General features: G+C 73.4%; 14 protein-coding genes. 10 read left to right on the top strand and 4 right to left on the bottom strand.

All coding sequences use genetic code 11. The features are described from left to right. Window positions 1–85 precede the first annotated feature (85 nt). The 5 genes from AC0IVP_RS08365 to AC0IVP_RS08345 all read left to right on the top strand — a co-directional run bounded on the left by AC0IVP_RS08365 (window position 86) and on the right by AC0IVP_RS08345 (window position 4,496). Window positions 86–721, top strand: a complete 636-nt coding sequence (locus tag AC0IVP_RS08365; RefSeq protein WP_471755856.1) for a recombinase family protein — start codon at window positions 86–88, stop codon at window positions 719–721. Between the two features lie 235 nt (window positions 722–956). Further along, window positions 957–1,748, top strand: coding sequence for a hypothetical protein (locus AC0IVP_RS08360; protein WP_471755854.1), 792 nt, complete (start codon window positions 957–959; stop codon window positions 1,746–1,748). Window positions 1,749–1,883: 135 nt separating this feature from the next. Then, window positions 1,884–3,386 carry a major capsid protein gene (locus tag AC0IVP_RS08355; RefSeq protein ID WP_471755852.1) on the top strand — a complete coding sequence of 501 codons (1,503 nt, stop codon included), beginning with the start codon at window positions 1,884–1,886 and terminating at the stop codon, window positions 3,384–3,386. 101 nt (window positions 3,387–3,487) lie between these two features. After that, entirely contained in the window at window positions 3,488–4,096 is a 609-nt protein-coding gene (locus AC0IVP_RS08350) for an HGGxSTG domain-containing protein (RefSeq protein ID WP_471755850.1), read from the top strand. 58 nt (window positions 4,097–4,154) lie between these two features. Further along, entirely contained in the window at window positions 4,155–4,496 is a 342-nt protein-coding gene (locus tag AC0IVP_RS08345; protein WP_471755848.1) for a hypothetical protein, read from the top strand. Here the strand turns inward: AC0IVP_RS08345 and AC0IVP_RS08340 are convergent. Both AC0IVP_RS08340 and ssd read right to left on the bottom strand, forming a co-directional pair. After that, the gene (locus AC0IVP_RS08340; protein WP_471755846.1) at window positions 4,433–5,401 is read right to left on the bottom strand and encodes a TadA family conjugal transfer-associated ATPase; all 969 of its coding nucleotides are present in this window, start codon (window positions 5,399–5,401) and stop codon (window positions 4,433–4,435) included. The genes AC0IVP_RS08345 and AC0IVP_RS08340 overlap by 64 nt on opposite strands. Then, window positions 5,394–6,461, bottom strand: coding sequence for a septum site-determining protein Ssd (gene ssd / locus AC0IVP_RS08335; protein WP_056293641.1), 1,068 nt, complete (start codon window positions 6,459–6,461; stop codon window positions 5,394–5,396). The genes AC0IVP_RS08340 and ssd overlap by 8 nt, the downstream gene beginning before the upstream one ends. Before the next feature lie 126 nt (window positions 6,462–6,587). On the opposite strand from ssd, the gene AC0IVP_RS08330 reads away from it, so the two are divergent. The 4 genes from AC0IVP_RS08330 to argG are packed head-to-tail and all read left to right on the top strand — an operon-like array spanning window position 6,588 to window position 10,695. After that, the gene (locus AC0IVP_RS08330) at window positions 6,588–7,433 is read left to right on the top strand and encodes an HAD family hydrolase (protein ID WP_471755844.1); all 846 of its coding nucleotides are present in this window, start codon (window positions 6,588–6,590) and stop codon (window positions 7,431–7,433) included. After that, window positions 7,343–8,599: a MacS family sensor histidine kinase gene (macS, locus tag AC0IVP_RS08325; protein WP_471755896.1), complete on the top strand. Its 1,257-nt coding sequence runs from the start codon at window positions 7,343–7,345 to the stop codon at window positions 8,597–8,599. The genes AC0IVP_RS08330 and macS overlap by 91 nt, the downstream gene beginning before the upstream one ends. Next, on the top strand, window positions 8,596–9,234 hold the full coding sequence (locus AC0IVP_RS08320) for a response regulator (protein ID WP_471755842.1): 639 nt from the start codon (window positions 8,596–8,598) through the stop codon (window positions 9,232–9,234). Before macS ends, AC0IVP_RS08320 begins: the two co-directional genes overlap by 4 nt. 45 nt (window positions 9,235–9,279) lie before the next feature. Next, window positions 9,280–10,695: an argininosuccinate synthase gene (argG, locus tag AC0IVP_RS08315; RefSeq protein WP_056293646.1), complete on the top strand. Its 1,416-nt coding sequence runs from the start codon at window positions 9,280–9,282 to the stop codon at window positions 10,693–10,695. A gap of 56 nt (window positions 10,696–10,751) precedes the next feature. Here argG and AC0IVP_RS08310 read toward each other — a convergent pair whose 3' ends face one another. Then, window positions 10,752–11,720, bottom strand: coding sequence for an aldo/keto reductase (locus AC0IVP_RS08310; protein ID WP_471755840.1), 969 nt, complete (start codon window positions 11,718–11,720; stop codon window positions 10,752–10,754). A 220-nt stretch (window positions 11,721–11,940) separates the two neighbouring features. On the opposite strand from AC0IVP_RS08310, the gene AC0IVP_RS08305 reads away from it, so the two are divergent. After that, window positions 11,941–12,831, top strand: a complete 891-nt coding sequence (locus AC0IVP_RS08305) for an endonuclease domain-containing protein (protein WP_471755838.1) — start codon at window positions 11,941–11,943, stop codon at window positions 12,829–12,831. Between the two features lie 73 nt (window positions 12,832–12,904). Here the strand turns inward: AC0IVP_RS08305 and AC0IVP_RS08300 are convergent, their stop codons facing one another. Continuing rightward, window positions 12,905–13,732 carry a Fic family protein gene (locus AC0IVP_RS08300; RefSeq protein WP_471755836.1) on the bottom strand — a complete coding sequence of 276 codons (828 nt, stop codon included), beginning with the start codon at window positions 13,730–13,732 and terminating at the stop codon, window positions 12,905–12,907. Window positions 13,733–13,777 lie beyond the last annotated feature (45 nt).

Raw genomic sequence — 13,777 nt, 5'->3', positions numbered from 1 at the left:
CCGTCGACCAGCCCGAGGACGGCGCCTACGACGAGCGCAACGGCCCGCCGGTCGACCCCGACAACCCGGATAGCGAGCCGTGGTGATGCGCGTCGTCGCGTACACCCGGGTCTCCACCCGCGAGCAGGCAGACGACGGCCACGGCCTGGATGCTCAGCGCCGTGAGCTGACCCTGGCGGCCTTGGCGCGCGGTTGGACGGTCGTCGCCTGGGCCGAGGATGCCGGGCTGTCAGGGGCCCACCTGGAGGGCCGCGAGGGGTGGGCGCGAGCCGTCGAGCTGGTCGAGTCCGGCCAGGCCGACGCCATCCTGGCCACGAAGATCGACAGGGTCAGCAGGTCGGTCGCGGACTTCGCGTCCCTGATCGCCCGGGCGAAGGCCAACCGGTGGAACCTGGTGGTGCTCGACATCGGGTTGGACCTGTCCTCTCCCACCGGCGAGTTCGTCGCAACGGTGATGGCGGCGGTGGCACAGCTCGAGCGCCGGATGATCGGCCAACGCACGAAGGACGGCCTGGCAGCCGCGAAGGCCAAGGGCATCCACGTCGGCCGGCCCGTCACCATCAGCAGCGACGTCGCGGCCCGCGTGGTCGAGCTGCGCCAGGGCGGCGCGACGCTGACCGAGATCGCGGACCGGCTGACCCTCGACGGCGTGCCCACTGCGCGGGGTGGAGACCGCTGGTGGCCGTCGACCGTTCGCCTGGTCTTGAGCCGAGCCGCCTGACCCCGGCGTCAAGCGGCTGAGCGCCGCGCCAGGCACGCGACAACGCCCGCCGCGAACAATCTCGCGGCGGGCGCTGTGATCTTGCGTCAGGAGGACCTGACCGGCGGCTGACCGGCGGCGCGGACTTCAAGACCGCGTGCGTCCATCGGCGGCGTGATCTTGAGACACGGACTGGTCCCAGACGACGCGCGCGATGGCGCGCTGGGGGAACCGTCCAGTCTCATACCCTGCACGGGTGCTCGACTTTCTCGGTGAACACACCGAAGCAGTTGCTACCACCGTGGCCGGTGCCATCATCGGCGCGATCATCAGTTGGTACTTCTTCCGCGCCGCCAAGACGACCCGTCGTATCCGATGGCACGTCGAGGTGGACGAGTTTCTCGTGGGGCGAAACGCTCCGACGGGCTTGAAAGTCACTTACAACGGCTCTGACCTTCACCGGCCCCGACTTCTTACGGTGCGCGTAACGAACGCAGGCACCCGAGGTATCGCAGCTTCCGACTTCATCCGACCCATGACACTTCAGATACCGAAGGCCGGTATTCATTCAGTCACGTATCTGCCCTCAAAGATGAGCGCTGATGACACGCCGAACATCGACCAAATCGGTGTGGACGCGCTCCAAATCGCGCCCATGAATATGAACCCAGGAGACAACTTCACGCTTCAACTCGTTGTGGATGGTGGCGCCGCCCAAGATGTGAAGGTACATGCGACCCTCTTCGAGGAGACCGGGCGACCCGTGCAGGGGTCTTCGACCGCGCCTCCTTCCCGTCTCAACTTGGTCGTTTTCACCGTTGCCGCCCTGATCACACCTGCTTTCATTTTCCAGAATGTCATCAGAGTCCTCCTCTTGGAGAATCGCCCCGCCGGTGTGACCACTTCCGGCCAGGTTTCTCTGGCCGTGGCAAGCGGTGCAATCATGATTATCTTGATTCGCTTCCTAGGTACGTGGAGTCGTCAATTTCGCGGCGAGCCCGCCACACCCCACGCAGCAACGACGCGAACCAACAACCGGCGGCCTTAGTCGTACGATCGCCCCAGAACGACAGCCCGGCGCCTACGTGCGAGGGCAGCAGAATCGGTGATCCGGCGAGCACATGACGCTCGCGGCGGCAGCCCGGCTGAGTCGATCGCACTGCGATCCCCCGGGAGCTACATCATGAGTCGAATCCGCGAACTGCTCGCCCGAATCACCGAGCTGTCCGACGCCGAGCTGAACGAATTGCGTCAGCTCGTCATCAAGGCCTTCGAAGCCACCCAGGGCGACCCGTCCAAGGTCGCCAGCGGCGAGGAGCTGGGCATCCTGGCATCCGCCGCGAGCGCGCTGACGTCCGAGCGCAAGCGCCGTGAGGACGAGATCATCGACCGGCACGAGAACGAGCGGACCCTCCGGGCCTTCCAGGCCGGGCGCGCCGCCGTTCCCGCCGACCGGCGCCCCCGCTTCACCAGCGGTGACACCGCGTCCGCGCTCACCGCGTCCGGGCACGCCATCCACGACCGCCACGGCATCGCCACCGAGTTCGTGGACGCACTGCGCCACCACTCCACCAGCCGCGGCACGGACGGCGACAAGACCCGCGTCGTCCGCATCAACGCGGCGCGCCCCCACGACCGGATGCTCCGGTCCAGCGACTCGGCCGAGACCATCACGGCCAGCATCGATGCCGCCGCCGAGGAGCACGAGGGCCGCGTCATCGAGGCCATCACCGCAGCCGGCGGCCTGGGTGCGATGGAAGACAGCGACTACGCGCTGCCCGGGTTCGAGGTCACCGACCGGCCGGTCAAGAACGCGCTGCCGACGTTCACCACCGAGCGCGGCGGGGTGCGCTTCATGCGCCCGCCGAGCCTCGCGGACGTCAACGCCGCGATCGGCATCTGGACCGTGCAGGACGACATCGACGCGGTGACCAACCCGGCGATCCGGAAGCCGCATCTGCGGGTCGTTCCCGGGCCTGAGATCAAGGTGAATGTCCAGGCGATCACCAACATCATCGAGTTCGGCAACCTGATGGCCGGGGCATACCCCGAGCACATCGCACGGGTCGTGGACCTGGCGCTCGCGGTGCACGCACGGGTGGCCGAGCAGCAGCTGCTCACCCAGCTCGGCAGCCTCTCGACGTCCGTGTCTGGGACGTCTGGCGAGACCGCCGGTCTCGGAGCTGCCAGGGTCCTCCTGCCGCTCCTGGACCGCGTGGCGACCGGGACGCGTAGCCGTCTCCGCATGCGGCCCGACGCGCCGCTGCAGCTCGTCCTCCCCCACTGGGCGCGCGGGATCCTCCGGTCCGACCTCGCTCGTCAGGAGCCGGGTGACTCCACGCTCGGCGTCACCGATGCCGAACTCGCCGAGTACCTGAGCGCGCGGAACCTGGCGCCGACGTGGGCTCTGGACGGGGAGGCCGGGCAGAACTTCAACCCGCAGAACCCGGGGCCGGTCAACACGTGGCCGACGTCGATCGTCTCCTACGTGTTCCCGGCCGGAGCGTTCCAGTTCCTCGACGGCGGCACGCTGGACCTGGGCCTCGTGCGCGACTCCGAGCTGAACAGCCGGAACGATTTCGAGTTGTTCTCGGAGACATTCGAAGGTCTGCTGTTCCGGGGTGGCGAAAGCTTCCGCATCGACCAGCCCATCACTCCGTCGGGCGTTGCTCGGGCGGCGGCGTAATGGGCAAGCGGGACCCCCGCTGCAAGTCGCCGGGCTGCACGTACAGGGCGGTCGTAGACCAGCCCGTGTGCGTGCAGCACGGCGGCTCGTACCCGGTCCGGATGACCTTGGCACCGATCGACGCGATGCCCCTCTGCGGTGCCACTCGGCGCGATGGCGGGTCGTGCACCCAGCCGTCGATGAAAGGCCAGCGTCGTTGCCGGATGCACGGCGGCGCAACACCGCAGAAGCTCGCGCATGCGGAGCGGACGATGGCTGAGACCAAGGCATCTGAGCTGGCGCGCAAGCTCAGCGTTCCGCGCGGCATCAGCGCCACCGCCGCACTCCAGGAGGAACTGGAGCGAACCCAGGGACGCATCGACTTCCTGGAACACCAGCTCGCCGAACGTCCGGCCGACCAGGCCGTCATGGCGGTCTACGCCGCCGAGCGGAACCACCTGCGACAGCTCGCCGGCGGCATGATCACCGGGAAGGTCGAGGAGCGCCGCCAGGTGGCGACGGAGCAGGACATGAACCGCATCGAGGCCGCAATCGTGGCGACCATGCGGGACCTCGGCGCCGACCCGTCAGCCGACCATGTGCGGCGGCTGCTGGGCGAGCACCTGGCCGCTCCGACGAACGCGCGACAGCCGGTCCACGCAACGTCCGCAGTCGTGCGCGTCCCGGCGTCGACCTGGATTGAGCCGACCGCCGCACCAGTGCCCTTCTAGGTCTGCGCACGACGCCGTCCGCGTGGTGAGGCGCTTGAGTGTGATGGCCTGCCGGGGGATGCTCCTGCTCGTGGAAGACGAGTGGAACAGCGCAGAGGGCACCGGCTGGATCAGCATCCCGGGGTTCGGGCAGATCGCCCCGCAGAGGGACGACATCGCGGGCGGCAGACGGTACTTCACGGCGAAGCTGGACAACGGCGAGTACGCGCAGACATCCGGGGCGTCGCTGACTGGGGGACCAGAGAGCTGGCACTTCCAGTTCGATGAGCCGTTCCTGTTGGCCGACAGGGACGAGCGCTGCCTCGAGGTTGAGATCGGGCAACTTGTCGGCGGCCGCTACGTCGTCAGGTACCGCGCGGGAGAGTGGCCGACCGAACCCGCTGGCGCCTGGTTGCCGTGACACCGTCGGCGGTACCGGTGCTGCTCCGACCCAGCGATGCCGGTAGCTGCACCGGTGTTGCGTTTGCTGCCTTTTGACAGGTCCACGACCTCAGCCCCGCGCACCTCACCGACCACCAGCCGGTCCGGCCGCATCCGCAGGGCCTGCCGCACCAGGTCGCGCAACGTCACCGACCCGGCGGCCTCCACGTTCGGCGGTCGGGTCAGCAGCCGCACCACGTGCGGGTGCACCGGGTCCAGCTCGGCGGCGTCCTCGCACAGCAGCAGCCGTTCGGCGGGCGGGGCGCAGCCCAGCAGGGCCGACAGCAGCGTCGTCTTGCCCGTCCCGGTCCCGCCGGTGACCAGGAAGGCCAACCGCCGGGCCACCAGCGCGCGCAGCAGCGGCGCCACCCCACCGGGCAGCGCGCCGGCGGCGTCCAGGTCGTCCAGCGACAGCCGGACCCGGCGCAGCACCCGCAGCGACAGGCACGTGCCCGAGCCCGACACCGGGGGCAGCACCGCGTGCAGCCGGGTGCCGTCGGGCAGGCCGACGTCGACCCAGGGGGCGGCGTCGTCGAGCCGGCGACCGGCCGAGGCCGCCAGCCGGACGGCGAGCCGGCGGACCGCCTCGTCGTCGGCGAACCGGACCGGGGTCCGCTCCAGTCCGCCGCCGCGGTCCACCCAGACCTCTGCCGGGCCGTTCACCAGCACGTCGGTGACCCCCGGCAGCCGCAGCAGCGGCTCCAGCACCCCGGCACCGGACAGCTCGTCGACCGCCTCTCGGACGGCGTGCAGCACGTCGCCGTCCCCGAGCAGGCCGCCGGCCTCCTCACGGACCAGCGTGGCCACCGCCGCCTGCGACGGGGCCCCTGCGTCGGCGGCCAGCCGGGCCCGGACCCGGTCCACCAGCGGCGGCAGCTCACGCACCGGCGTGGACCGGACGGCGGGCGGTGCGGGCCTGCAGCGTCCGCGCCACCTGGCCGAAGGGGCTGCGGGCCCCGACCTGTGGGGGCTCACCCCGCTCACCGCGCACCAGCGCGGACCGGTCGTGTCCCAGCTCGGCGACCACCGGGCGGCCCAGGGCCGCACCGACCTCGGCGGGGCTGAGCCCGCCGGGCGCCGTCCGGGCCACGACGACGGCCCGGCTCCAGGCACCGCCCTCCAGCAGCGGTCCGGCCGCAGCCAGTGCCCGCACCCGGGCCGGCACCACCAGCACGGCCAGGTCGGCGTCGGCGAGGACGGCGTCGGCCAGCAGCGGAGCCCGGTGCGGCAGGTCGACCACCACCGGGTGGCCCTGCGCCCGGGCAGCCGACACGACCGCGAGCAGCGCCTCGGCGGGCACCTCGGCGGGGGCGTCCCGCTGCGGGGCCAGCACGTGCACCCCGTGCGCCACGGGCAGCGAGGCCAGCACCGCCGCCCCGTCGACCCGGCCGCGGAGCCCGGCGAGGTCGGGCCAGCGCAGCCCGTCGGCCCACTCGGCGCCCAGCAGCAGGTCCAGTCCGCCGCCGGCACCGTCGGCGTCCACCAGCAGCGACCGCTCGGCGGTGAGGGCCAGGGCGGTGGCCAGCGTGCTGGCGCCCGCGCCGCCTGTGCACCCCCCGACCACGGTGAGCGAGCCCGGTTCCACCGGTTCGCGCACCGCGGTGGCGGCCCGTTCAACCAGCCAGCCCTCGTCCCGGGGCAGCACGACCAGTCGCTCCGCGCCCACGGCGAAGGCGGCCTCGAAGTCCTCGGCGGCCGGCTCCTCCCGGGTGGCGACGACGACGCCGGCCCGACGGGGCAGGGCCCGGACGCCCGCCGCGCCGAGCACGTCCCGGCCCAGCACCACCAGCGGGGCGGCACGGTGCGCCCGGCGCATCGCGGTGCTGCCGTGGGTCAGTTCCGGGGTGGTGCCGGCGGCGGCCAGCAGCCGCAGCAGGTCGTCGACCAGCAGGTCGTCGGAGCTGACCACCAGGGGCCGGGGCAGGTCGGGGGGTGAGGCGTCCACGGGGCCAGTGGGCACGACCGGGGGCCGTCGCGGGCGGGTGCCGGCAGATCTGTGGACGACCCGGAAGGGTGTGGACGACGGCGAGCCCCCCGCCGCGGGGGCCTGCTACGCCTAGCCTCGTGCCTCGTGACCCGCTCAGCGGCGTTCTTCGACCTGGACAAGACGGTCATCGCCAAGTCCAGCACCCTGGCCTTCGGCCGCCCGTTCTTCCAGGGTGGGCTGATCAACCGGCGTGCGGTGCTCAAGGGCGCCTACGCGCAGTTCGTGTTCTCCCTCGCCGGCGCCGACGAGGTGCAGATGGAGCGGATGCGCGCCCAGATCACCGCGATGTGCACCGGCTGGGACGTCGAGGTCGTGCACGACATCGTCCGGGAGACGCTGCACACGATCGTCGACCCGCTGGTCTACGCCGAGGCCGCGGACCTGATCGAGGAGCACCGGGCCGCCGGCCGGGAGATCGTGATCGTCTCCAGCAGCGGCGCCGAGATGGTCGAGCCGATCGGGGAGATGCTGGGGGTCGACCGCGTCGTGGCCACCCGGATGGTGGTGGCCGAGGGCCGCTACACCGGGGAGATCGAGTACTACGCCTACGGGCAGAACAAGGCCGCCTCGATGCGGGCGGTGGCCGCGGAGATGGGCTACGACCTGGCCGACTGCTGGGCCTACTCCGACTCGGTCACCGACCTGCCGATGCTCACCGCGGTCGGCCACCCCACCGCGGTGAACCCCGACCGCGGCCTGCGCCGGGCCGCCGCGGAGCGGGGCTGGCCGGTGCTGACGTTCGACCGCCCGGTCGCCCTCAGCGCCCGCGCGTACTCCCCGCGGACGCCGATCGTCACCGGTGCCGCGGTCGGCGTCGGGGCCGCCGTCGCGGGGCTGGCCTGGTACGCCCGCCGGCGGGCGCTGCGCCTGCTCGCAGCCGCCCCGGCACCAGCCCCGCCCGCCCTGCGTCGCCGGCGCCGCGGCGCCTGACCGGGGACACGGCGACGAGCAGTCCCGCCCGCCCCCGCAGCCGCGATCTGCTCGCGCCGCTGTGGCGGGCGGTCGTGGTCTTCCGGCTGCTGGCCCTGGTGGTCGCCGTCGTCGGGTTCTGGCGCAACGCCGACCGGTTCCCCTCGATGACCGCGCCGGTGCTGGTGCTGGTCGCGATGACCGCGTGGACCGCCGTCGTCAGCGTGCTCTACGCACGGCCCGAGGGACGTCGCACCCGCACCGCGCTGGCCGACCTCGTCGTCACCGTGGCGGTGGTCGGCGGGGTCACCACGACCCAGACGGCCACGGCCTTCTCCGCCGGTGCCCCGATCCTGACCTCGCTGTGGGTGGCCGGTCCCGCCTACGCCCTCGCCGTCGCCCGCGGCCGGGACGGCGGGCTGCTCGGCGGCCTGGTCGTGTGGGGTGCGGTCACCGCACTGCGCCAGCGGGTCGGGGACCAGGAGCTGTTCAACCTGGTGCTCTTCGGCCTGTCCGCGGTGCTGCTGGGCTACGCCGCCACCACCACCCGGGCCGCCACGCTCGCCGTCCAGCAGGCCGCGGCCACCGCAGCGGCCGCCGCGGAGCGCGAACGGCTGGGCCGGGCCGTGCACGACGGGGTGCTGCAGGTGCTGGCCGCCGTCCGCCGCCGGGGCGAGGCCCTGGGCGAGGACGCCGCGGACCTGGCCCGGCTGGCCGCCGAGCAGGAGGTCGCACTGCGCGGGCTGCTGTCGGCCGGCCCACCCGTGGACGACGGCGGCCACGGCGGCGATGCCGACCTGGGCTCGACGCTCCGGCTGCTGGCCACCCCCGACGTGCAGGTCTCCTCCCCCGCCGACCCGGTGCTGCTGCCCGGCCGCGTCGCCACCGAGCTCGCCGCCGCCGTCCGGGAGGCGCTGGCCAACACCGCCGAGCACGCCGGCCCGGCGGCCCGGGCCTGGGTCAGCCTGGAGCCCGGTGACGACGAGGTCGTCGTGGTGGTCCGCGACGAGGGCCCCGGCATCCCCGTTGGGCGCCTGGCCGAGGCCGGCGCGGCGGGCCACCGCGGGGTCAGCTCGTCGATCTGCGGCAGGCTGACCGACCTGGGCGGCACCGCCGTCCTGCACACCGGCCCGGGACAGGGCACCGAGTGGGAACTGACCGTGCCACGGGAGAGGGACCGACGATGACGACGGTGATGGTGGTCGACGACCACCCGATGTGGCGCGAGGCGGTCGAGCGGGACCTGGTCGCGCGGGGGTTCACGGTCTCGGCCACCGCCGGGGACGCCGGGGCCGCGGTCCGCCGGGCCCTCGCCGTCCGGCCCGACGTGGTGGTGATGGACCTGCAGCTGGGCGCGGACTCCGGGGTCGACGCCACCCGGGACGTCGTCGCCGCCCTCCCGGGGACCCGGGTGCTGGTGCTGTCGGCCAGCGCGGAGCAGACCGACGTCCTGGAGGCAGTGAAGGCCGGCGCCTCGGGCTACCTGGTGAAGTCCGCCTCGGCCGACGAGCTGGCCGACGCCGTCGCGCGCACCGCCGCCGGTGACGCGGTGTTCTCCGCGGGGCTGGCCGGCCTGCTGCTGGGTGAGTACCGGCGGCTCGGGTCGGGCCCCGACCCCGGCGCACCGGAGCTGACCGACCGGGAGACCGAGGTGCTCAAGCTGGTCAGCCGGGGGCTGTCGGCCAAGCAGATCGCCGACCGGCTGGCCATCTCGCACCGCACCGTGGAGAATCACGTGCAGAACACCCTGCGCAAGCTCCAGCTGCACAACCGGGTCGAGCTGACCCGCTACGCGATCGAGCACGGCCTCACCGACGACTGAACCCCGCGTGTGCATGGTCATGCAGCGCCGTGCATAATCTTCGACGTGTCCAAGGTCCTCACGTCCCTGCCCGTCGGCGAGCGCGTCGGCATCGCCTTCTCCGGGGGTCTCGACACCTCCGTGGCGGTCGCGTGGATGCGCGAGAAGGGCGCGGTGCCCTGCACCTACACCGCCGACATCGGCCAGGCCGACGAGCCGGACATCGACTCGGTGCCCGGCCGCGCCACCGCCTACGGCGCCGAGGTCGCCCGGCTGGTCGACTGCCGCGCCGCGCTGGTCGAGGAGGGCCTCGCCGCCCTGACCTGCGGCGCCTTCCACATCCGCTCCGGCGGACGCAGCTACTTCAACACCACGCCGCTGGGCCGCGCCGTCACCGGCACGCTGCTGGTCCGCGCCATGCTCGAGGACGACGTCCAGATCTGGGGCGACGGCTCGACCTTCAAGGGCAACGACATCGAGCGGTTCTACCGCTACGGCCTGCTCGCCAACCCGGCGCTGCGCATCTACAAGCCCTGGCTGGACGCCGACTTCGTCACCGAGCTCGGTGGGCGCAAGGAGATGAGCGAGTGGCTCGTCGCCCACGACCTGCCCTACCGGGACAGCACGGAGAAGGCGTACTCCACCGACGCCAACATCTGGGGCGCCACCCACGAGGCCAAGTCCCTGGAGCACCTCGACGTCAGCATCGAGACCGTCGACCCGATCATGGGCGTCCGGTTCTGGGACCCCGCCGTCGAGATCGCCACCGAGGACGTGACGGTCGGCTTCGAGCAGGGTCGCCCGGTCACCATCAACGGCGCCCGCTTCGACACCCCGGTCGACCTGGTCCTGGAGGCCAACGCGATCGGCGGCCGGCACGGGCTGGGCATGAGCGACCAGATCGAGAACCGGATCATCGAGGCCAAGAGCCGCGGGATCTACGAGGCGCCGGGCATGGCCCTGCTGCACGTGGCCTACGAGCGGCTGGTCAACGCCGTCCACAACGAGGACACCGTCGCGACGTACCACGCCGAGGGCCGCCGACTGGGCCGGCTGATGTACGAGGGCCGCTGGCTGGACCCGCAGGCGCTGATGATCCGGGAGTCCCTGCAGCGCTGGGTCGGCAACGCCGTCACCGGCCAGGTCACCCTGCGGCTGCGCCGCGGCGAGGACCTCTCGATCCTGGACACCTCGGGCCCGGCGTTCAGCTACCACCCGGACAAGCTGTCCATGGAGCGCACCCAGGACTCCGCGTTCGGCCCGGTCGACCGGATCGGCCAGCTGACCATGCGGAACCTGGACATCGCCGACTCCCGGGCCAAGCTCGAGCAGTACGCCGGCCTGGGCATGATGGGCGGCACCCACGCCGCGCTCATCGGGCCGATGGAGATCGGCGGAGCCGAGACCATCGCCTCCCGCGGCGAGGTCTCCGCCGACGAGGAGATGCTGGACCGGGCCGCCATGGAGTCCGGCGCCGACTGAGGGAAGCCCCCTCGCAGGCCCGGGGCGGGACCTGCGAGGGGCCGGGCGTCCTCGGACTAGACGCCCAGGCGCTCCCGCACCCGCTCGACCAGCGTGGGCAGCGCACCGACCGCGGTGAAGGCCCGGGCGGCGGCGGTGAGGGCGGCCAGCTCGTCGGCGGCGAGGTCCAGGTCGGCGGCGGCCACGTTGAACTCCAGCTGCTCGACGCTGGAGGCGCCCGGGATGGCGACGACGCGGGGCAGCGCGAGCAGCCACGCCAGCGCGACCTGCGCCGGCTTCACGTCGTGGGCGTCGGCGACCTCGCGCAGGGTGGCCAGCAGCGGCTCGACGCGCCGCAGGTTCTCGGTGCCGAAGAGCGGGTTCATCGCCCGCACCCCGCCGGGCCGGTGGTCCACGGTGTACTTCCCGCCCAGCAGCCCCTGGGCCAGGGGGCTGTAGGCCATCACCATCCGGTCCTCGCGCTCGACGAAGGGGACGAGGTCCTCCAGCGGGCCGGCGGTGGCCAGGGAGAACTGCACCTGGTTGCTGACGACGGGACGCCCCAGCGCCAGGTCGGCCTGCCGCCACCGCTGCAGCGAGTAGTTGGACACCCCGGCCGCGCCGATCTTCCCGGCGTCCAGCAGCTCGCCCATGCCGCGCATCGTCACCGAGTCCGGCACGACCGGGTTGGCCTGGTGCACCTGGTACAGCGGGATCGTGTCCAGCTGCAGCCGCCCGGCCGACCCCTCGAAGCTGCGCCTGACCAACGGCGGGAACGGCGCGATCGGGAACACCTTGCTGGCCACGACGACCTCGCCCCGCCGCTCGCCCAGCGCCTCGGTGAGGATCCGCTCGCTCTTCCCGAAGCCGTAGACCTCGGCGGTGTCGAAGAGCGTCACGCCCAGCTCCAGCGCCCGCCGGACGATCGCACCCGCTCCCCCACCGGCGTAGTCCGAGCCGTAGCCCCACTCGCGGGACCCGAACTGCCAGGTCCCCAACCCGATCCTGCTGACCTGCCCCAACCCGTCGACCTCGAGAAAACGCATGCCCCCAGCGTCCCCCAGCGCCGCGCACCCCGCCGAGTGCGGAGCCTGACCGGTCATCCGAGCGTGGTGACCGGCCTGGCTCCGCACTCGACGGGAGCACGGTCGGGGGTGTGGACAAGATCATCGCGAGGGCCGTCGGTGGGGCAGGGTCTCAGCCGTGTCGCGGCCGCCTCGTCCTGTCCCCGGACTCGGATCCAGGCCGTTCCGGGGGTCGACCACGGTGGCGCAGGGGCTCCTGACCCGCCACCAGCTGGCACACCCGCGGTGGGTGCGGGTCTTCCCCGACGTGTACGTGTCCGCCGACGTGCCGCTCACCCACGAGGTCCGGGTGCGGGCTGCCCGCGTCCTGCTCCCCGGCGCCGTCGCCTGCGGTCTGAGCGCCGCCAGGCTCTGGGGCATCGACGTCGACGGACCCGACGTGGACCGCGACGCCACGGTCGTGGAGGTGGTGGTGCCCCGCCCGGTCGGTCCCGACGGGACCCGGTCGGCCGCGGGTCAGCAGCGGGTGTCCGGCCTCCGGGTGCGGCGCCGTGCGCTCTTCGCCGCCGAGCTGGGCCGGGTCGGGGACCTCCGGGTCACGTCGCCGGCGGTGACGGCGCTGGAGCTGGCGTGCCGCCTCGACCACGACGAGGCCGTCGTCGTCCTGGACCAGTTCTGCGCACGGAACGCATCGGGACGACGGCTCACCTCGGTCGACGTCCTGACCGCGCTGGCCGCCGAACGCACCGGTCGGGGCTGTCGCCGGGGTCGCAGCGCCGTGGAGGGGGCCGACGGCCTGGCCGAGTCACCGCAGGAGACCCGGCTGCGCCTGTTGCTGCACCGGTCGCCCCTCCCGCGCCCGTTCGCCCAGCACCGGGTGCGGGACGCGACCGGCCGGGAGTGCGCCCGCGTCGACTTCGGGTGGCCGGAGCACCGGCTGGCCGTCGAGTACGACGGCCAGGTCCACCTGACCCGCCTGGGCCCCGACCGCCGTCGGATGAACCGGCTCGCGGCGGCCGGCTGGCGGGTCCTCTTCGTGACCGCTGCAGACCTGGCCGACCCGCCCCGCCTGCTCCGCGCCGTCGCGGCAGCCCTCGCCGACTGCGTCTCGGCGGCATCGAGTGCGGAGTGAGACCGGTGTCCTGCCCTGGATGACCGGCCTGGCTCCGCACTCGGCGGGGAGGCGGCGGGGAGGAGCGGAGGGGTCAGCCGCGGAGGAGGGACTCGCAGATGGCCAGGCCCTCGGCCGCGCCGAGCTCCGTCGCCCGGGCGCAGTGCACCAGCCAGCCGGCGACGCCGTCGGCGGTGCCGCTGCGGTAGCCGGCCAGGGCGTCGGCGTACGCCTGCGCGCCGAGCTCGGCGAAGCCGACCTCGGGCACCGAGACGGCCTTGGGGTCCAGGCCGCGGGCGATGCCGGTGAGCCGGCCGGCGGCGCGGGCCACCACGCCGTTTCCGACGGCGAAGGGCTCGATGGCGGCCAGCTCGCCGTGCACGACCGCGGCGATGAGCACCGCGGGCGCCGTCGTCGCCCCGGTGACCAGGCCGAAGACGCCGCCGAGGCGGCCGCCGGAGGACGGGGCGGGCCGGCCCAGCTCGGCAGCCGGGACCAGGTCGGCGGCGGCGAGCACGTGCATCCGGGCGAGCACCTGGCCCGGGGCCCGGTCCCAGGTGTCGACCATCGAGCCCAACCCGACCGACACCCGCAGGGCGCCCTGCAGGGTGGGCTCGCTGACGTCGCCGGTGCGCACCTGGGCCAACGGGACGTCGACACCCTCCAGCGCGGCGGAGGCGCGGGCGCCGCGCAACGCGGACTCCGAGCTCACCCCGGCCGACTCCCGGCGCAGCACCTTGTGCCCGAGCAGCCGGTCGATGGCCGTCCGGGAGGCGTCGGAGGCCGCGCGCACGCCGGGGAGCTCCAGCAGCGGGGCCAGCGGGTCCGGGCCGGTCGGCCGGGTGGGGCGCGGCGCGGCGCGGCGGGCGCCCAGACCGGCGGCGCCGGGACCGTCCGTCGGGGGCCGCATCGGGATCGTCACGACGACGACGGTAGCCGCGCCCGGCAGCCACCTAGGCTCGGCCTC

It is taken from the genome of Klenkia sp. AC732, assembly GCF_979256525.1.
Note: the sequence above shows the minus strand (reverse complement) of the source record. Positions and strands in the feature narration are given on the sequence as shown.